Raw genomic sequence first — 17609 nt, forward strand, 5'->3', positions numbered from 1 at the left:
TTCGGGCCGCCTTTGTTGCCTCAGGGCGCAGCTGTTCCTAGCGCGCGGCGCTGCGGCGGTCGGCCGGGAGTTCGCTGGCGATCCAGCGTTCGAGCAGGCGCTTCTCGAAGCGCAGGGGGTCGTATCCGCGGCCGACGGTCGAATCCATCAGGAAGCCGGCGTCCATGAGCTTGCGCTCGCCCTGGTCGATCACGGCGCCGTTCGCATCGGTATGCGTGAAGGCAAGGGTGATGCGCGGCGGATAGATGTCGCGCACGAAGCGGGTGTCGTAGAAGTCCGGCCCGCGCCACGGCTCGAAATCGCCGGCGCGATCGATGTCGGTGATGCGGATCTGCAGCCGTTCGCCGGCCCGCAGGCGCGGTGCCGCGTAGTCGCGCAGGTGCCGGGCGAGCTGCGCGACCCAGTCGCCGCGACGCGATTCGACGCGGTTGTGGCTGTAGCGGATCTCGGTGAAGCCGGCCGGATCGTCCCAGCTGACGCTGACCGGTCCCTGTTCGGGCAGGCTGCGGGGCGCGTCGGCATCGGTGACGTAACGGATGCGCGCTGCGGCCGCGTGCGGCGCGAGCAGCCCGGCGCAGGCCAGCGCTATCGCGAGCAGGCCGGAGATTGGCGTGCGGAGTGTCATGGCGGATCTCCCAGATGACCGGTCGATACCGGCATTGTCCTCCCCGGCCGCGTCGCATTGAAGCCGCAAACCCGGCGGATCGGCGGGCCGGCGCCGCTCGTTCATCCGCGAGTCGTTAACGCGACCTCACCTGCACTCCGCTTCGCGCTAACAAATGGCTTCGCACACTGGGCGGTGGTCAGTGACAGCCGCATCCCGCGGCCACGGAGGTCAGGCATGAACGATGCAAAACGCAGCTACGTGATGGGCGCCGGATCGGCGCTGCTGTGCGCGATGGCGCTGGGCGCCGCCGCATGGGCGGGCGATTCGGGCAGCAAGTTCAGGATGATGGATACGAACAACGACGGCATGGTGTCGTCGGCCGAGCACGATGCCGCGATCGCGAAGATGTTCGGCGAGATGGACGCGAACGGCGACGGCAACGTCACCGCCGCCGAGATGGACGCGCGCCACATGAAGAAGGAGGCCGCGTCGAAAGGGATGACCAGCAACGATGCGGCGATGGACACCGGCGCGATGCACCGGGAAATGTCCTCGTCCGAGAAGATCGCGAAACTGGACACCAACGGCGACGGCATGCTGTCGGCCAGCGAGCATGAGGCCGGCGCACGCTCGATGTTTTCGGAGATGGACACCGACGGCAACGGCAGCCTGTCGCGCCAGGAGATGGACGCCGGCCACGCGGGGATGATGAAGGAGAAGGGCAAGACGACGTCGCCGGACAAGTCGCCCTGACCGTGAACCCGGGCGCTGCGCGGCGAAGGCGTGCGTGGAGATCGTGGATGGTCGCGCACACCACGCCGCCGGTGCCCGGCCGACCGGACTCGCCGGCGCCGGCGCCAGAGCGCCCGGATGCGCCGGCGCGTCCAGACGAGCCACCGGCACCGACACCGCCGTCACCGGATCGCGAGATTCCGGTACGGCCGATGCCGCGTCCGCAGCCGCCGCCGCCCGAAGCCCCCGTCCCCGATGAACCCGAGCTCCGGCAGCCGCCGGCGCACGATCCGGTGCCGCCGGCGCCGAAGGGACGGGCGACCGATCGTCGCGTGCCTGCAGTGTGTCGATCAACGGAATCGCTCCGCGTCACGTGACAATCGCTTTCGGCTCTCTTCGCATCGCGGCGAGCGGGCAGTTGGCGGGAGGAGTGAGCGTGCGTGCGTCGCGCATCGGACGTACGCGCAGGTCGGACGTACGCGCAGACACCTCGTCGTCGCATGCGCATCGTCGCGGCAGCGCAGACTGCCTGCGCATTGCCGGCACGCGGCCCGCAGGCGGGATACGTCGTCCCGGATTTCGCGGCTAATCGGCCGTAGAGCCACCGGCTAAGCTGCGCGTCTTCCCGAATTGCGGAGCCCGCCCATGTCCTTCTCGATGTATGACGCGTCCATTCCGGTGTTCGTGCGCACGCTGCGCAACCTCGACCGCGTGCTCGCCAAGGGCGCGGCCCATGCGCGCGACAAGGGCGCCGACCCCGCGAACCTGCTGCAGTCCCGGCTGATCTTCGACATGCTGCCGCTGGTGCGACAGGTGCAGATCGCCAACGACATGGCCACGCGCGGCGCGGCACGCCTCACCGGCCAGGAAGTGCGCAGCGTCGAGGACAACGAGACCACGTTCGAGCAGCTGCAGGCGCGCATCGCCGCCTCGATCGCCTACCTCGATGGCTTCACGCCCGAGCAGTTCGCGGACAGCGAGACCCGTGCGATCTCGTTCAAGACTCCCCGTTCCGAACAGAACTTCGTCGGCCGCGATTACCTGCTCGCCTACCTGCTGCCCAATCTGTTCTTCCACACCAGCATCGCCTACGCCCTGCTGCGGCAGGCAGGCGTCGCCATCGGCAAGGCCGATTACCTGGGCGAGAACTGAGCCTGCGCGGGCGCGTCCTGGCGACGCGCCCGCTCCGCGCCGTTCACTTCACCGGAATCATCAGGTGCTGGTACGGCGTGCCGGGCCACATCACGTACGGCACCGAGGTGTCGGGATCGGCGTCCTTCGGATACATGTCGTAGAACGCCGGGTCGGCGCCCACGATCATCACGTGCGGTCCGGTCTGCACCCAGTGGTTGCTGGCGGTCGGTTGCTCCGCATACGGATCGGTGTTGCTGGCATCGGTGCCGCCGGCCAGCATGTACATGAAGCCGATCTTGCCCGTCGCAGGCGGCTTGTGTTCCATCCAGGCGTGCGCCCACTCCATCGCGGCCGCATCCATGCACATCGGATCGGGGCCGGGCGTGCCGGGGTTGTCGGCCATGCAGGTGAAGCCGTTGGTGCCGGCGCGCACGGTGCGCATGCCGTCCTTCTCCATCGCGACGATGGTGGCGTTGGCGGCGACCTTGGCGGGCGCGGCCTGCATCGCGCTCGCGATCATCTTGCTGTCGGCGGCGGCATCGGCCGCCCATGCGTTTGCGCTCAGCACCGCGAAGACGGCGAGCGCGAGTATCGATCTGGACATCGAAGGCTCCTGACAGATGGGCACTCCCTCGTCGCGCATTGTCGAGCCATGGCGCGGCCATGCTGCGTCCCCCGGTCGGGGGAGGGCGCGCGTCGTGACGTCATCTCGACATGGCCGAATCCGCGATGACCTGCGGTCGGGTGGATTCACCGGCGATTCGCGCGTGGCTGCGAAGACTGCGGGCACCCCCCACCGCAGGAGTGACGGATGAAGTCGAACCGCAAGCGCAATCCGGCCCTGGCCGCAGGCGCGCTCGCCGTGGCGCTGGCGTGCCTGGGCGGTAGCGCCTGGGCGCAGCCGCAACCGGGCCTGACCAGGGCCGAGGTGCAGGCGCGGCTCGAGGCGCAGGGCTACACGAAGATCAACGATGTGAAATTCAGCGATGGCGTGTGGAAGGCCGATGCGCGCAGTGCCAACGGCAATCGCGTGGACGTGCGCATCGATCCCGCGACCGGCGCGATCTACCCCGACGAGCAGGTCGCCAATCTCAGCGAAGCCGACGTGCGCGCCAAGCTCGCCGCCGCGGGCTACACCAACGTGCACGACGTCGATTACGAGGACGGCATCTGGAACGCGGAGGCCGACGATCCGCAGGGCAAGGACGTGGAACTGAAGATCGATCCGGCGACCGGCAAGGTGATCGGCAAGGAAAAGGACTGAGGATTGCCGGCGCATCGCTGTCGCGCGACGCCGTCGACGGCCGCGTCTGCAAAAACAGAAAGCCCCGCAGTTGCGGGGCTTTCTTTCGTCCGCACGCAGAGGATCAGTGGTGCAGCAGGATGTCGGCGATGATCCCGGTGGCGACGGCCACGAGGATGAAGCGACCTTCGTCGTCGCGCACCCAGCGATGGCCGCGCGGCGGCTGGCGCAGGTGGTAGTACGCGTAGTCGTCGACGTAGTAGCGCGGCTCCAGATACACCACTTCGATGCGGTCGCCGCGGCGGTAATCGCGGTGCTTCCAGTGCTTGTGCCGGCGGTCATGGTCGCGGTCGTAATCGCGATCGTAGTCATGGTCGTGGTGGTGACGATCGCCGTGATGACGGTGCCCGTCGGCCAGCGCCAACGGCGCGGTCAGCAGCAGAGTGGCAAACGACGCGGCGAGGATCAGGCGTTTCATGGGCGTACTCCGGGTGTGCCTGCAACTGGCCCGACGACGCATCGGCGCCGCGGGCCGATGGGTCAGTGGTGCAGCAGGATGTCGGCGATGATGCCGGTGGCCACGGCCACGAGGACGAAGCGGCCGTCCGGATGGCGGATCCAGCGGTGGCCCGGGGGCGGCGGCGCGAGGTGGTACACGCGGTAGTCGGTGACGTAGTAGCGCGGCTGCAGGTAGACGACGTCGATCTTCTCGCCCTTGTGCCAGCCGTAATGGTTGCCCGGCGGGTGATCGCCGTGGCCGCCATGACCGCCGTGTCCGCGCCCGTGGCCCTTGGCGACGGCGACCGAAGACAGCGACAGCAGCGCGAGCGAAACAGCCAGTAGCACGCGTTTCATGGTTCCCCCTCGTGAACGTGATGGATGCGGTGCGGCGGATGGTAGGTGGCCGGCCGCGCACGGTGGGGCGAAGTTCACCACGGACTTCGGGAAATTTGACCGGTTTCGCCGTTCCGCGCGCCGCGGGGTTGGCCCGTATTCATGCTGGCCGCGCGGTTCCCGCATTCCGGCGCGCATGGAACGCGCCGCCTGAACGGTTCGCGCGGATTGCCCCGTGCCCGGGACGATTCTTCCCTCGAATCGCGGCTTATCGGCGCCGCGGGCGATGGCTAGCCTGTACGCCTTCTTCCGCACACCTCGCACGGGACGCGCCATGCCCACGCCTCGCCACGCCGGATTCGCCTTCGTACCGCTGATGCCGATCGTCGCCCTCGGCGTGATCGGTCTGGCCTTCGCCGCGATCGGGTACACGGGTGGTACCGACCCCGCGCCGATCTGGCCAGGCGCCCGTAACGCGGCCCTGGTTGCCTTGCCGGTGGCGGTCACGCTGGTATTGCGCGGGCTGGCGCGGCGGACGGCGCGCGCGGCGGCGCGGCGCCGGCGTGGCCCGGGCGAAATGGGCTGATCGTGGCTCACGGCTTCGCCTCGCGCGTCGATTACGATGCGCCGGTTGCCCTGGTGGAAGAACTCCGCGTGGATGCCGTCGTTTCCATCCGCGACGTGAGCAAGACCTATGCGTCCGGCCACGTCGCGCTCAAGCACGTCGACCTCGACATCCGTCGCGGCGAGATCTTCGCCCTGCTCGGACCCAACGGCGCCGGCAAGACGACGCTGATCAGCATCGTCTGCGGCATCGTCAACGCCAGCACCGGCACCGTGCTCGCCGACGGCCACGACATCGTGCGCGACTACCGCGCCGCGCGCGCCCGGATCGGGCTGGTGCCGCAGGAACTGTCGACCGACGCCTTCGAGACCGTGTGGGCGACGGTGAGCTTCAGTCGCGGCCTGTTCGGCAAGGCGCCGGATCCCGCGTACCTGGAGAAGGTGCTGCGCGACCTGTCGCTGTGGGAGAAGAAGGACAGCAAGATCATGACGCTCTCCGGCGGCATGAAGCGGCGCGTGCTGATCGCCAAGGCGCTGGCGCACGAGCCGCGGATCCTGTTCCTGGACGAGCCCACCGCCGGCGTCGACGTCGAACTGCGTCGCGACATGTGGCAGCTGGTGCGCACGCTGCGCGAAAACGGCGTGACCATCATCCTGACCACGCACTACATCGAGGAAGCCGAGGAGATGGCCGATCGCATCGGCGTCATCAGCAACGGCGAGCTGATCGTGGTCGAGGACAAGCACGTGCTGATGCGCAAGCTCGGCAAGAAGCAGCTGACGCTGCAGTTGCAGGAACCGCTGGCCGCGGTGCCCGAGGCGCTGGCGTCCTTCGGTCTCGAACTGGCCGACGAGGGGCACGCCCTGGTCTACACCTTCGACACCCAGCGCGAACAAACCGGCATCGCCACGCTGATGCGCCGCCTCAACGAACAGGGCATCGACTTCAAGGACCTGCATTCCAGTGAAAGCTCGCTGGAAGAGATCTTCGTCAGCCTGGTGCATGGCAGCAACGGAGCACGCACATGAGCATGAACGTGCACGCGGTCCGTGCGATCTACCGCTTCGAAATGGCGCGCACCTTCCGCACCCTGCTGGAATCGATCCTCTCGCCGGTGCTGTCGACGTCGCTGTACTTCATCGTGTTCGGCGCGGCGATCGGTTCGCGCATGGGCGAGGTCGACGGCGTGGGCTACGGCGCCTTCATCATTCCCGGCCTGGTGATGCTGTCGCTGCTCAACGAGAGCGTGTCCAACGCCTCGTTCGGCATCTATCTGCCGAAATGGTCGGGCACGATCTACGAACTGCTGTCGGCACCGGTGTCGACCGTCGAGATCCTGCTGGGCTACGTCGGCGCGGCGGCGACCAAGTCGCTGATGCTCGGGACGCTGATCCTGGTGACCGCGCGCTTCTTCGTCCCCTACGAGATCGTCCATCCGTTCTGGATGGGCTGCTTCCTCGTGCTGACCGCGCTGAGCTTCAGCCTGTTCGGTTTCATCATCGGCATCTGGGCCGGCAGCTTCCAGCAACTCCAGGTCATCCCGCTGCTGGTGCTGACGCCGCTCACGTTCCTGGGCGGCGCGTTCTACTCGATCGGCATGCTGCCGCCGTTGTGGCAGAAGATCGCGCTGTTCAATCCGGTGGTCTACCTGATCAGCGGCATGCGCTGGAGCTTCTACGGTGTCAGCGACGTCGACATCGTGATCAGCACGGCGGCGATCCTCGGCTTCCTCGCCCTGTGCATGGCGCTGATCGCGTGGATCTTCCGCACCGGGTACAAGCTCAAGGCGTAGTGTGGGGCAAGCCCACCGCGCGCCTTACTCGCCGTCCTGCTGCGCCGGCGTCAGGAACCACGCCTCGACCGCGCCCTTCACCTTCATCGTCATCGGCTGGCCGTGGCGGTCGAGCGCCTTGCCCACGGGCAGCTTCACCCACCCTTCGCTGATGCAGTATTCCTCGACGTTGTGGCGCTCCACGCCGTTGAAGCGGATGCCGACGCCGCGCTCGAGCAGGGCTTCGTCGTAGAACTTGCTGCGCGGGTCGTTGGACAGGCGATCGGGAGGCGTATCGGACATGGCGGTCGTGCAGGTGGGAAACGAGGGCGCATTGTAGGCGCCCGCGCCGCCGCTTGCCTGCATCGCCCCGCTTTCACGCGGTGGCCTGATTGCAGGCGTCAAGGGCATCGGCGACCTCACCACGCTGCCGGCGCGGCAGCGGAACCGCCGGCGCCTTGATCCGGGCCTACGATGCCTCGCCGCGCCCCTGGGCCTTGGCGCGCGCAATCACCGCCTTCACCAGTTCACGTTCGCGATGCCGCGAGATGGGCACGGCGCCCAATGTGATGGCGCGTTCGCGCAGTTCCGCGGTGACGTCGTAGTGCGCGCCGCTGGTCTTGTTCTGGAACGCGCGGCGCGGAATATCCAGGCGCGCCGCCATCGCATGCAACTCGGCGAGCGTGTCCGCCATCAGGTGCGCCCAGCGCTGGCCGCGCCACGGATGCACGGCATCGTCGACATAGACCGTCATGGCCACAGTGTGCCACCGGCGGCACGCCGGCGCGGCAGCGCGCGCCTATCATGCGTGCATGTGTCTGATCGCGGTCGCCTGGCAACACCACCCGCGCTATGCATTGGCGCTGATCGCCAATCGCGACGAATTCCACGGGCGTCCGACCGCGCCCGCCGGTGTCGATCCGGAAGCGCGCGGCGTGTACGGCGGCCGCGACCTGCAGGCCGGCGGCAGCTGGTTGCAGGTGTCCACGCGGGGTCGCCTGGCGGCGGTGACCAACGTACGCGCGGGACGCAATCCCGAAACCGCACCGCGCTCGCGTGGCGCGCTGGTGCGCGATTTCGTCCGCGGCGAGAACGATGCTGCCGCGTACGCCGCGCGGCTCGCGCCGGTCGCGCCGGAACACGGCCGTTACAACCTGCTGACGTGGGATGGGCGGGCGCTGGTGTTCGCCACCAATTACCCGCAGGCCGGATCGCGGCCGGTCAGTCCGGGGATCCATGCGATGTCCAATGGCGCGTTCGACGCGCCCTGGCCGAAGAGCGGCCATGCCACACGGGCACTGCGCGCGTGGCTCGACTCGCCGGCGTCCGCGCGCGAGATCGACGCGGCCGCGCTGGAGCCGCTGTTCGCGGCGCTGGCCGACACGACGCCGGCGCCGGATGCGGCGCTGCCGGACACGGGCGTGGGCCTGGAAATGGAGCGCTGGCTGTCGCCGCCGTTCGTGCGTGGTGAGCGCTACGGCACGCGTTGCAGCACGGTGGTGCTGGTGGAAGCGGAGCGGATGCTGTTCGCCGAACGGCGCTTCGGGCCGGATGGGGTGCCGCAGGGGGAGAGTTTCCGTGTGCTGCAGCGCGCCGCCTGACCTCTTCTCCCCGCGTGCGGGGAGAAGATGCCCGAAGGGCAGATGAGGGGGAGCGAGCGCAGCGAGCTGCTTTTGCTTTCGTTCGGGAACAACCGCAACCGCAACAGCAAAAGCAGCTCGCTGCGCATCGCTCCCCCTCACCCGCCCCGTTGGGGCACCCTCTCCCCGCGCGCGGGGAGAGGGAACGCGTCGCTTCGGCTGTCAGTCGCGTCGGCCGCGTCAGTCGCTTCGGCTGCGTCGGCGGTGCCATCCATGGCGTAGCAACTCGGCTTCGGAGCGCCCGGCCCGGCCCTCGATGGCCGGGCGTTCGTCAGGACGCGCGCCATGGCGCGCAAGCCTCCTTCCTCACCCCTTGATGCACACCATCTGCCGCAGCGTGTGCACGATGTCGACCAGGTCGCGCTGCGCCGCCATCACCGCGTCGATGTCCTTGTACGCGGCCGGCGATTCGTCGATCACGCCCGCGTCCTTGCGGCATTCGACGTGCGCGGTGGCCTCGCGGTGCTGCTTCAGGGTGATCTGCGCGCGCGCGGCGGTACGGCTCATCACGCGACCGGCGCCGTGGCTGCAGCTGTGGAAGCTGTCCGCGTTGCCCTTGCCGCGCACGATGTAGCTGCGCGCACCCATGCTGCCCGGGATGATGCCGAGCTCGCCCTCGCGCGCGCTGACCGCGCCCTTGCGCGTGACCAGCAGCGACTGGCCGAAATGCTGCTCGCGTTGCACGTAGTTGTGGTGGCAGTTCACCGCTTCCTTGTCGAGCTGGAACTTCGGGAGGCGGTGGCGCATCTCGTGCAGCACCCGCGCCAGCATCGCCTCGCGGTTGACGCGGGCGTAGTCCTGCGCCCACGACACCGCTTCGACGTAGTCGGCGAACAGCGGCTCGTCTTCGAGGAAGAAGGCGAGGTCGCGGTCGGGCACGTGGAAGCCGAGCACGCGCGTTTCCAGTTGCCTGCGCGCCAGCTCGATGAAGTACGTGCCGATCAGGTTGCCGGTGCCGCGCGAGCCCGAGTGCAGCATCACCCACACCCGATCGCTCTCGTCGAGGCAGATCTCGATGAAGTGGTTGCCGCCGCCGAGCGTGCCGGCCTGCTTGTCGACCTTGTCGGGCCGGATCTTGGGGTGCTTGTCGCGGATGCGTGCGAGCCGCGCCATCAGTGCCGACTGCGCCAGCTTCGTCTCGATGCTGTCGGGAATGCGGCGGTGGTCGCCACCGGGGCCGTTGCCGACCGGAACGCCGCGCTCGATCGAGTTGCGCAGCTGCGCCAGATCGTCGGGCAGATCGCTCGCCGTCAGCGTGGTCCGCACCGCGGCCATGCCGCAGCCGATGTCGACGCCGACCGCGGCGGGAATGATCGCGCCGCGCGTGGGCACGACCGAACCGACCGTGGCGCCGATGCCCAGATGCACGTCGGGCATCACCGCGACCCAGGGGCCGACGAAGGGCAGGGCGGCGATGTTCTGCAACTGCTGCCGCGCCTTGTCCTCGACCGGCACGCCGTGCACCCAGCCCTTGATCGGCGTGGCCGCGTGCCCGGCGTGGAGCAATTCGTAGTGTTGTTGCGTACTCATGATTGGAATCCGTTCTGAAAGGCTCCGCGTGGCGAATCCGTTCGCCACGCGAAGGTTACTGCTTCAAGCTGACGAGCTGCTTCATGACGCCGTCCAGGCCGCCGAACACGGTCAGCTTGTCGATCTTCTCGGTGATCTTCTCCAGCGCCTCCAGCTCCTTGAGGCGCATGAGCACCGGGCTCTCCTCGATCAGCCTGGCGGTGTTGAGCAGGGAACGCGTGGCGTTCGCCTCCTCGCGACGACGGATCACGTTGGCCTGGGCCGCCTTCTCCGCCTGCACCACGCTGTTGAGGATGTCCTTCATCTCGCCCGGCAGGATCACGTCCTTCACGCCGACACCGAGCACCTCGATGCCGAGTTCGCCGACGCGGCCGCGCACGTAACCGAAGATGTCGGCGTCGAGCGAGACCTTGTCGCCGAGCAGCTCGTCCAGCGTCTTGGCGGCGATCGCCTTGCGCAGGCCGAACTGCAGCTCGCGGTACACGTAGTCGCCGTACCTGGCGACCCTGGTGCGCGCGGCCACCGGATCGGTGACGCGGATGCTCGCGGCCAGGTTCACACGCAGGCTCACCTTGTCGCGGGTCAGCAGTTCCTGGCCCGAGACCTCCATCGACTGCACGCGCAGTTCGACGGTCTCGACGCCGACGTTCTTCTGGAAGTTCCAGAAGGCGTAGGCGCCCGGCGCGAGCGTGCGCACCAGCTTGCCGTCGACGAACAGCAGGCCCGCGTTCTCTTCCGGCACGGTGACCGCGACGGCGATGCGCTCGAGCACGCCGAGCTGACGCAGACGCTTGCTCACGGCGGCCTCGAGCTCCAGGCCCTTGCCGAGCGACACCGCCTGCACCGCGACGGCCACCAGGCCCTTCCAGTACAGCTTGCGCGTGCCCGGCGCCAGAACGTCCTCGAGCTTGCCGTTCTTCAGCACCAGACCGACTTCGTCGGTGCCGAGGTTGGCGAGCACGAAGTACGCGTCGAGCCGCTCGCCCAGTGCAGCGATCAGCACGTCGGTGTCGTTGCCGGCGTATTCGGCCCTGGCGATGTTGTGCGTGTTCACCTCGATCCGACCCAGCGGGTCGAACCACCTGTACACGCCCGGCGCGAGCACGCCGGCGAATTGACGGTTGCGATACACCAGGCCGCGCTCGCCGTCACCGATCACGACCCTCTTGGTCCAGAACATGGGAACTTCTCCTTTGTTGGCTCTGGTGGTCCGACCCGCTTGGTATTGCGCGCGATGGATCGGTTGTCGCGCTTTTGCTGTGAAGCCCCTCTCCCGGAGAGGGGTTTGGGGCGAGGGTGCAGCGAAGCAGCAGACACCCGAGGGTCGACTGCCTTGCCGAAGTCGCCTCCGGCGCATCGCGCCACAGGGCCTTCTCCCGGAGGAAGCAGGCAAAAAAGGTGGAAGCACCCCTGACGCCAAAGCCGCGGAGCATTGCGCGCTCTGTGCACGGCGACGATCGCGTTACGCCAGCGACGGCGATGCATGCCCGTGCGCTGCCTTCGTGCGATCGCCGGTGTGCCTCGAGGGCGCAGGCCCGGCGACTCCACCGCTGCGGGGTTCCGTTGCACGCCGCACACACGATGCGGCGCCTGGCGAAACGCCGCACGGGGCGCTTCCTGGTGGGGCTTTCGCCCGTTGTAACGACGTGACAGGTCGTTGTTGGAGCGGGACTCGAACCCGCGACAGCCGAATTGGAAGTTCGGTGCTCTACCCGACTGAGCTATCCAGTGGTGACGTGCCGGACTCGAACCGGCATGGCGACCGTGAGGTCGTGCCTTACCTTTCAGCCAACGTCGCTTCGCGAAACACCTTCTCCCGATCCTCGGCATACGCCACGGCAGGGCCGCGCGCACCGGGCAGGAATGGGGAACCTGCGCCGCTGCGAACCGTTCGATCGATGTTCCGCATTGGCCTCTTGTCGAAAAGGCCAATCCGTGCGCGACTGCATCCGCTGCCGCCCGTGCCGAAGCATCCAGGCACAGCGCATGAAGCGCCTTCGCGGAAGTTCCCTGCCTCGGGCCAGCACGCCCGGATGCTTCGGGATGCGCGATGCAATCGCGATAAACCTCGGAAAAATCCCTTTGCGAACGCCAAAACAAAACGCCCCCGGGTGGGAACCCGAGGGCGTTCGCGTTGCCTCGGGAGATCGGGGTGACCGATCTCCGCGAGCGGGATCAGTCGTGTGGGACGAAGTCCTTGCGCGCGCGTTCGTCGCGCGGCAGGCCGCACGCGGCCGTGCCGTGGCGGTTGGGCCGCAGCGCAGTCGGGTTGGCGATGGAGAATGAGGACTTCATGGAAATACGGTTCTGCAAGTGATCGCCGCAACGGCGAAGGTCGCGCACCTTACGCGCGACGTAGCGGATGTGCAACCACCGTTCGTCGGGTATCGACGGCATGCGGTGCACGATGCGCCGCATCGTGGACGTTCCGATGCGCGCTGTCGCACGCAACGAAACGCGTCGGAACATCCCACTTCCGTTCGCAGCAGCAACGTCGTTACGGCGATGGCGGCGCCCGCATCGTGCGTTCGCCCCAGTGCGGAATGCGCCAGCGCAGGTTGCGTTCGAGGCGATCGCTGACGTCGCGGGCGAGCGCATCGGTCATGCGGAAATCCGCGGGCACGGCGCGCGATGCGATGTCGCGGCGCTGCTGCCGCCGCGCGAGCATCGCCTGCACCGCGGCGCGCAGGCTCGCCGGCGCCGCGGCGGTCACCGGCACCGACACCGCCGGTGCGGCGTAGACATCGGTGCGATTGGTGAGGTCGCCGCTGCTGGTCTTCACGAAGAACGGCACGAAGGTGTCGCCGCGGCTGGCAAGTGCCTGGTAGTCGCCGAGGAAATACGCGCCGCCGGCCGGCGGCGCGGTGGTCAGATCGAAGGACGCGGCGACGTGCGTTTCGCTCCAGCTGACGCCGCCGTCGGACGAGCGCGCCAGCCAGTAGTCGGTGAGCAGGCTCGCCGCGGCGGTGTTGTTGCGGAAGTCGTAGTAGGTGACGCCGACGTCGCCGTTGGGGCGCACGTGCACGGACGGCGTAAACGCAGGTACGCCCGCGGCGCTGACCCGCGTCGGCGCCGACCAGGTCGCGCCGTTGTCGGTCGAGCGCGAGAGAGCGATCGAATCGAACGTGCCGTTGTTGAAGCGCGCGTCCTGCCACACCACGAACAGGTGTCCGCTCGGCGCGACGGCGATCTGCGCGAGTTCGGAGCCGTCGCGCACCGGCACGTTGCTCTGCGGATCGCGCGTGCCCACCGCGAGCAGGTCGGCGATGCGCACCGGCGCGCTCCAGTTGACGCCGCGATCGGTCGAACGGATCACGGCGAGGTGCGCCTGCGTGGTGTTCGGCGCGACGCGGTCGATCTGCGTGAACAGGTTGACCAGCGTGCCGTTGGGCGCGACCACGATGACGTTGCCGAGCGTCTGGCTCGACGGACCCGGATCGTAGATGGCGCGCGCGGCCTCCCAGCTGGCGCCGCCGTTGCTGGTGCGCGTGAAGTATGTCGGCCCGCCGGCATCGCCGGCCACCAGCCGGTCCCAGGTCGCATAGACGAAGGAGGCGTCGAGGGGGTCGGCGGTGATGGTGTTCTTGTCGTTGAAGAAGCCGGCGCCGTCGCGGATCAGCGTGGTCGGCGCGCTCCAGCTCGCGCCGCGGTCGGTGGAGCGCACGACGAGCATGGCGTTGACCGAACCGGCTTCGAAGGAGCCGCCGGTGGTGACCAGACCCATCGCATAGGCCGTGCCGTCCGGCGCGAAAGTCACCCACGGATCGGTGGCGCGCGCGTAGTCGCCGCCGTTGGCGAAGGTGCCGCCGCCGCAGCGCGACACGGGCAGCGGCATGCGCGTCCAGGTCTGGCCGCCGTCGCCGGAGCGCGCGCTCATCAGTCCGCGCGCCGATCCGTTCGACCAGCGATCCTGCTGCCACACACCGATCAGGTTGGACGGGTTGGTCGGATCGACCGCGACGTACGGCTCGACTTCCGCGTTCTGGAAGAACGTGCCGCTGACGGGAACGCCGTCGCAGTTGGCGGTGAACGGCGAAGGCCCGGAGGCGCGGTACTGCGCATCCAGTCCCGGAGGCGGCGGTGGGGGAGGCGGCGGAGGCGGGGGAGGGGTGCCGCCGCCGGAGCCGCCACCGCCACCTCCGCAGGCGGCCAGGCCCAGCAGGAGCAACGGGACGGACACCAGCCGCATCGAACGCACCACTGCCTGCGCGCGCATCGCCGCTCTCCTTCGCAAGAGGTGGCCAAGTCTAGTCAGCGCGGCGCGGGCGCGGCGCCGCGCGCGGTCTTGCCGACAAGAAACGTCAGCCTGCGATCAGCGCGCCACCAGGGCCGGCGTGGCGTGGAAGCGGCGCGGGTAATTGCGCTCGTCGCTGATGGTGCTGACGACCTCGTCGGCGAGGTCGGGCGCCGCGTAGACGACGTAGGCGATGTCGCCTTCGTCGCGCACGCCGACGTGGTGCAGGCGATAGCGGGCGTGGCCGCCGCCGGTGTTCTCGGGGTAGTGCAGCGGCGGGCGGTCGGTTTCCAGATCCAGTTCGCTGTTGTCGACGGAACCGCCGACGAAGAGGGCGCGCATTCCAGCACTCCTGGCTTGAAGGGCGGGTCCCGGATGATGCGCGCGCCGGCGTTGGCCGCGCGTTAATGCGCGAGCGCGCCGCGTAGAATCCGCGCTGGTTCATGTCACTGAAGGCTGCGCGTGTCCGTCGAGGGTCCCGACTTCGCGCTCGAAACCCTGCTGCTGCCGCTGCTGGACGGCCCGCTGTCGTGGCCGCGCGAAGGCGGCGCGCTGTTCCTGCGCGCGCGCGATGGCTGGCCGCTGCACCAGCGCGCATGGCCCGGGCTGGTATGCGAACAGAGCTTCCGGCCCGCGGCCGATGCCCTGCAGCGCTCGGGCCTGACGCTCGTCGACGCGGCGGACGCGAGCCTGCATCCGCTGGTGCTGGTGTTGCCGCCGCGGCAACGCGACGAAGCGCGCGCGCTGTACGCCCGGGCCATCGCGCGCACGGCGCCCGGTGGCCGCGTGCTGGCCTGCGTGCGCAACGACGAAGGCGCGAAATCGGGTGAAGCCGACCTGGCCAGGCTCGCCGGACCGCTGGGCCAGTTGTCGAAGAACAAGTGCCGCGCGTTCTGGACCGCGCCGCTGCACGGCGCGATCGATCCGGCGCTGTTCGCGCAATGGCGCGAACTCGACGCGCCGCGCCCGATCGCCGACGGACGTTTCCTCAGCCGTCCCGGCGTGTTCGCCTGGGATCGCATCGATGCCGCTTCGGCATTGCTCGCCGCCCATCTGCCGACGGACCTGCGCGGGGCGGCGGCCGATCTGGGCGCGGGTTACGGGTATCTGTCGAGCGAGCTGCTGGCGCGTTGCCCGGGCATCGTGTCGCTGGACCTGTACGAAGCCGAGCATCGCGCGCTCGACCTCGCCCGCCTCAACCTCGCGTCGCAGGCGGCGCGCATCGCCATCGGCTGGCACTGGCACGATGTCACCGTCGGCCTGGACCGCCGCTACGACGTGATCGTCAGCAACCCGCCGTTCCACGCGCAGGGTCGCGCCGACCGTCCCGACATCGGCCGCCGCTTCATCGCCGTCGCCGCTGCGGCGCTGCACGCCGGCGGTCGCCTGTGGCTGGTCGCGAACCGTCACCTGCCGTACGAAGCCGAACTCGCCCGGCACTTCGCGCAGGTGCGCACGGTGGCGCAGGACCAGGGCTTCAAGGTGTTCGAGGCGATCCGCGGCTGACTTTCACCGCAACCCGCCGCATCGGCAACCGTCAAACCAACCGCTTTCCGGATTCTTCATGAAGCTCGTCAAACTCATCGCCAACCTCGGTTACGGCAGTCGCAAACAGGTGGCGGCGATGTTCCGCGCCGGGATGGTGACCGACGCGCAGGGCGAGGTGCTCTACGCCGACGACCAGGTCGCGCACGCGGACATCCGCATCGAGGGCGAGCCACTGGATCCGCCGGCGGGTCTGCTGCTGATGCTGCACAAGCCGGTCGGCTACACCTGTTCGACCAAGGATCCCGGTCGCATCGTCTACGACCTGCTGCCGCCGCGCTTCCGCCTGCGTTCGCCGATGTTGTCGACGGTGGGGCGGCTGGATCGCGACACCAGCGGCCTGCTGCTGATGACCGACGACGGCGCGCTGCTGCACCGCATCGTGTCGCCGAAGACGCACCTGCCGAAGGTGTACGAAGCCACGCTCGCGCACGAGCTGCGTGGCGACGAAGCGGGGGTCTTCGCCAGCGGCACGCTGCTGCTGGAATCGGAAACGACGCCGCTGGCGCCGGCGCAGCTGGAGGTCGTAAGCCCCCGCACGGCGCACCTGACCCTGACCGAAGGCCGCTACCACCAGGTGCGGCGCATGTTCGCCGCGGTCGGCAATCACGTCGAAAGCCTGCATCGCAGCCGCATCGGTGGCCTGGCGTTGGGCGAACTGGCGCCGGGGCAGTGGCGGCTGCTGGACGAGGCCGATCGCGAGCGCCTGTTCGCGCGCGATTAGCCGCTGCGGCGGGCTGCCGCGTCGCGTTACGCGCGGTTCTGCGACGGCTGCAGGAAAGCCAGGTCGGGATGCGGGCCGCCGAACGGCGCCGCGTTACTCGCCATCCGCCGACGGCGCAGTGCCCAGCAACCGCGCCCAGCCCGCGTGGCCCAGTTTCTCCAGCGTCGCGATGTTCCGCGCCACGATCGCATCCGGATCGGGAAACGCGGCGACCGCGCGCGCCACGCTGTCCTCGCGCAGCAGATGCAGCGTCGGCCAGGGCGAACGGTTCGTGCAGTTTTCGATCGCGTCCGGCGCCGTGCCGGCGAAACGGTAATCGGGATGGAAACTGGCGACCTGCAATTCGCCTTCCAGGCCGAGTTCGGCGATCAGCGTGTCGGCGAGATCGAGGAAGTCGTTGTACTCGAGGAAGTCGCCCAGCACGTGCGGATGCACGATCAGCGTCGTGTCGGTCTGCTGCGGATCGGCGGCGTGCAGCCACCGCAGTTCGTCGCGCAGCTGCTGCAACAGGTCCTGTGGATCGCGCGCGTCGCTGAGCACGAAGCGCACCTGCTGCTTGACGTACACCGCCTTCGCGAACGGGCACAGATTGAGCCCGATCACCGCGCGCTCCAGCCAGCGGCGGGTGTCGGCGATGGGGTCGTCGGTACGCGTCATGCCTGCGGCCGGCGCGCGTAGCTGACGGTGAGCAGTTCCCAGACGTGGCCGTCGGGGACGTTCCAGTAGACGAGGCGGCCGCCGTTCCACGTGCCGACCTGCATGTCGTCGGCGCCGTGCGGTGCGCCGCGGTAGGGAATGCCGGCCGCGCGGATGCGCCCGAGGATCGCGTCGAAGTCGTCGGCCGAGACGCGGAACGCGTAATGCTGAACCGGGAACTCCTCTTCGGCCTGGTCGAAGTCGAGCGTCAGGCCGTCGTTGACGTACACCGGGCAGAATGGGCCGACGCCGTGGTCCGACCACGGTACGCCGAGCAGTCCGGCGAGCTGTTTCGCGGCGGCGAAGCGATCGTGCGAGGGCACCAGCAGATGGTCGAGCTCGATGTCCATGGGC

At 68.8% G+C, this 17609-nt stretch carries 22 protein-coding genes and 1 tRNA gene; 9 read left to right on the forward strand and 14 right to left on the reverse strand.

Annotated features, from left to right (window positions below):
* Positions 1 to 37: 37 nt before the first annotated feature.
* The gene (locus tag ACFPN1_RS13205; RefSeq protein WP_386755579.1) at positions 38 to 625 is read right to left on the reverse strand and encodes a DUF3016 domain-containing protein; all 588 of its coding nucleotides are present in this window, start codon (positions 623 to 625) and stop codon (positions 38 to 40) included.
* A 216-nt stretch (positions 626 to 841) separates the two neighbouring features.
* Here ACFPN1_RS13205 and ACFPN1_RS13210 point away from each other — a divergent pair, with 216 nt between their 5' ends.
* Positions 842 to 1360 carry an EF-hand domain-containing protein gene (locus ACFPN1_RS13210; protein WP_386755580.1) on the forward strand — a complete coding sequence of 173 codons (519 nt, stop codon included), beginning with the start codon at positions 842 to 844 and terminating at the stop codon, positions 1358 to 1360.
* A 624-nt stretch (positions 1361 to 1984) separates the two neighbouring features.
* On the forward strand, positions 1985 to 2491 hold the full coding sequence (locus ACFPN1_RS13215) for a DUF1993 domain-containing protein (protein ID WP_386755581.1): 507 nt from the start codon (positions 1985 to 1987) through the stop codon (positions 2489 to 2491).
* Between the two features lie 43 nt (positions 2492 to 2534).
* Here the strand turns inward: ACFPN1_RS13215 and ACFPN1_RS13220 are convergent, their stop codons facing one another.
* A complete protein-coding gene (locus ACFPN1_RS13220) occupies positions 2535 to 3077 on the reverse strand; it encodes a hypothetical protein (protein ID WP_386755582.1) in 543 nt (180 codons plus the stop codon).
* A gap of 207 nt (positions 3078 to 3284) precedes the next feature.
* Between ACFPN1_RS13220 and ACFPN1_RS13225 the strand changes: the two genes are divergently transcribed.
* A complete protein-coding gene (locus tag ACFPN1_RS13225; protein WP_386755584.1) occupies positions 3285 to 3737 on the forward strand; it encodes a PepSY domain-containing protein in 453 nt (150 codons plus the stop codon).
* A 103-nt stretch (positions 3738 to 3840) separates the two neighbouring features.
* Here ACFPN1_RS13225 and ACFPN1_RS13230 read toward each other — a convergent pair whose 3' ends face one another.
* Both ACFPN1_RS13230 and ACFPN1_RS13235 read right to left on the reverse strand, forming a co-directional pair.
* Positions 3841 to 4194: an RcnB family protein gene (locus tag ACFPN1_RS13230; RefSeq protein WP_386755585.1), complete on the reverse strand. Its 354-nt coding sequence runs from the start codon at positions 4192 to 4194 to the stop codon at positions 3841 to 3843.
* Positions 4195 to 4256: 62 nt separating this feature from the next.
* The gene (locus tag ACFPN1_RS13235) at positions 4257 to 4571 is read right to left on the reverse strand and encodes an RcnB family protein (RefSeq protein WP_386755586.1); all 315 of its coding nucleotides are present in this window, start codon (positions 4569 to 4571) and stop codon (positions 4257 to 4259) included.
* Between the two features lie 313 nt (positions 4572 to 4884).
* Here ACFPN1_RS13235 and ACFPN1_RS13240 point away from each other — a divergent pair, with 313 nt between their 5' ends.
* From ACFPN1_RS13240 to ACFPN1_RS13250, 3 genes are all read left to right on the forward strand, one after another.
* A complete protein-coding gene (locus tag ACFPN1_RS13240; RefSeq protein ID WP_386755588.1) occupies positions 4885 to 5136 on the forward strand; it encodes a hypothetical protein in 252 nt (83 codons plus the stop codon).
* A gap of 68 nt (positions 5137 to 5204) precedes the next feature.
* The gene (locus tag ACFPN1_RS13245) at positions 5205 to 6143 is read left to right on the forward strand and encodes an ABC transporter ATP-binding protein (RefSeq protein WP_386755725.1); all 939 of its coding nucleotides are present in this window, start codon (positions 5205 to 5207) and stop codon (positions 6141 to 6143) included.
* A gap of 2 nt (positions 6144 to 6145) precedes the next feature.
* Complete coding sequence (locus tag ACFPN1_RS13250; RefSeq protein ID WP_386755727.1) at positions 6146 to 6907, forward strand: ABC transporter permease; 762 nt, start codon at positions 6146 to 6148, stop codon at positions 6905 to 6907.
* Positions 6908 to 6931: 24 nt separating this feature from the next.
* Here the strand turns inward: ACFPN1_RS13250 and ACFPN1_RS13255 are convergent, their stop codons facing one another.
* Positions 6932 to 7189, reverse strand: a complete 258-nt coding sequence (locus ACFPN1_RS13255; protein ID WP_386755589.1) for a DUF3297 family protein — start codon at positions 7187 to 7189, stop codon at positions 6932 to 6934.
* A 166-nt stretch (positions 7190 to 7355) separates the two neighbouring features.
* Positions 7356 to 7640, reverse strand: coding sequence for a DUF4031 domain-containing protein (locus tag ACFPN1_RS13260; RefSeq protein WP_386755591.1), 285 nt, complete (start codon positions 7638 to 7640; stop codon positions 7356 to 7358).
* Between the two features lie 58 nt (positions 7641 to 7698).
* Between ACFPN1_RS13260 and ACFPN1_RS13265 the strand changes: the two genes are divergently transcribed.
* The gene (locus ACFPN1_RS13265; RefSeq protein ID WP_386755592.1) at positions 7699 to 8487 is read left to right on the forward strand and encodes an NRDE family protein; all 789 of its coding nucleotides are present in this window, start codon (positions 7699 to 7701) and stop codon (positions 8485 to 8487) included.
* A 345-nt stretch (positions 8488 to 8832) separates the two neighbouring features.
* Here ACFPN1_RS13265 and ACFPN1_RS13270 read toward each other — a convergent pair whose 3' ends face one another.
* The 6 genes from ACFPN1_RS13270 to ACFPN1_RS13295 all read right to left on the reverse strand — a co-directional run bounded on the left by ACFPN1_RS13270 (position 8833) and on the right by ACFPN1_RS13295 (position 14632).
* Positions 8833 to 10056 (reverse strand): RtcB family protein, encoded by a 1224-nt coding sequence (locus ACFPN1_RS13270; protein ID WP_386755593.1) that lies wholly within the window; start codon positions 10054 to 10056, stop codon positions 8833 to 8835.
* 55 nt (positions 10057 to 10111) lie between these two features.
* Entirely contained in the window at positions 10112 to 11236 is a 1125-nt protein-coding gene (locus tag ACFPN1_RS13275) for a slipin family protein (RefSeq protein ID WP_386755595.1), read from the reverse strand.
* 480 nt (positions 11237 to 11716) lie between these two features.
* Positions 11717 to 11784: transfer RNA gene (locus tag ACFPN1_RS13280), tRNA-Gly, on the reverse strand.
* Positions 11785 to 12231: 447 nt separating this feature from the next.
* Positions 12232 to 12474, reverse strand: coding sequence for a hypothetical protein (locus ACFPN1_RS13285; protein WP_386755596.1), 243 nt, complete (start codon positions 12472 to 12474; stop codon positions 12232 to 12234).
* A gap of 79 nt (positions 12475 to 12553) precedes the next feature.
* Positions 12554 to 14272 carry a sialidase family protein gene (locus ACFPN1_RS13290; protein ID WP_386755597.1) on the reverse strand — a complete coding sequence of 573 codons (1719 nt, stop codon included), beginning with the start codon at positions 14270 to 14272 and terminating at the stop codon, positions 12554 to 12556.
* A gap of 96 nt (positions 14273 to 14368) precedes the next feature.
* On the reverse strand, positions 14369 to 14632 hold the full coding sequence (locus ACFPN1_RS13295; RefSeq protein ID WP_386755599.1) for a hypothetical protein: 264 nt from the start codon (positions 14630 to 14632) through the stop codon (positions 14369 to 14371).
* A gap of 120 nt (positions 14633 to 14752) precedes the next feature.
* Here ACFPN1_RS13295 and ACFPN1_RS13300 point away from each other — a divergent pair, with 120 nt between their 5' ends.
* Complete coding sequence (locus tag ACFPN1_RS13300; protein ID WP_386755600.1) at positions 14753 to 15796, forward strand: class I SAM-dependent methyltransferase; 1044 nt, start codon at positions 14753 to 14755, stop codon at positions 15794 to 15796.
* Positions 15797 to 15854: 58 nt separating this feature from the next.
* A complete protein-coding gene (locus ACFPN1_RS13305) occupies positions 15855 to 16559 on the forward strand; it encodes a pseudouridine synthase (protein ID WP_386755601.1) in 705 nt (234 codons plus the stop codon).
* A gap of 93 nt (positions 16560 to 16652) precedes the next feature.
* Here ACFPN1_RS13305 and ACFPN1_RS13310 read toward each other — a convergent pair whose 3' ends face one another.
* Positions 16653 to 17216, reverse strand: coding sequence for a DUF1415 domain-containing protein (locus tag ACFPN1_RS13310; protein WP_386755602.1), 564 nt, complete (start codon positions 17214 to 17216; stop codon positions 16653 to 16655).
* Positions 17213 to 17605: a VOC family protein gene (locus ACFPN1_RS13315; protein WP_386755603.1), complete on the reverse strand. Its 393-nt coding sequence runs from the start codon at positions 17603 to 17605 to the stop codon at positions 17213 to 17215. The genes ACFPN1_RS13310 and ACFPN1_RS13315 overlap by 4 nt, the downstream gene beginning before the upstream one ends.
* Between the last annotated feature and the right edge of the window lie 4 nt (positions 17606 to 17609).

It is taken from the genome of Lysobacter yangpyeongensis (assembly GCF_042655745.1).
GTDB classification, from domain to species: domain Bacteria; phylum Pseudomonadota; class Gammaproteobacteria; order Xanthomonadales; family Xanthomonadaceae; genus Agrilutibacter; species Agrilutibacter yangpyeongensis.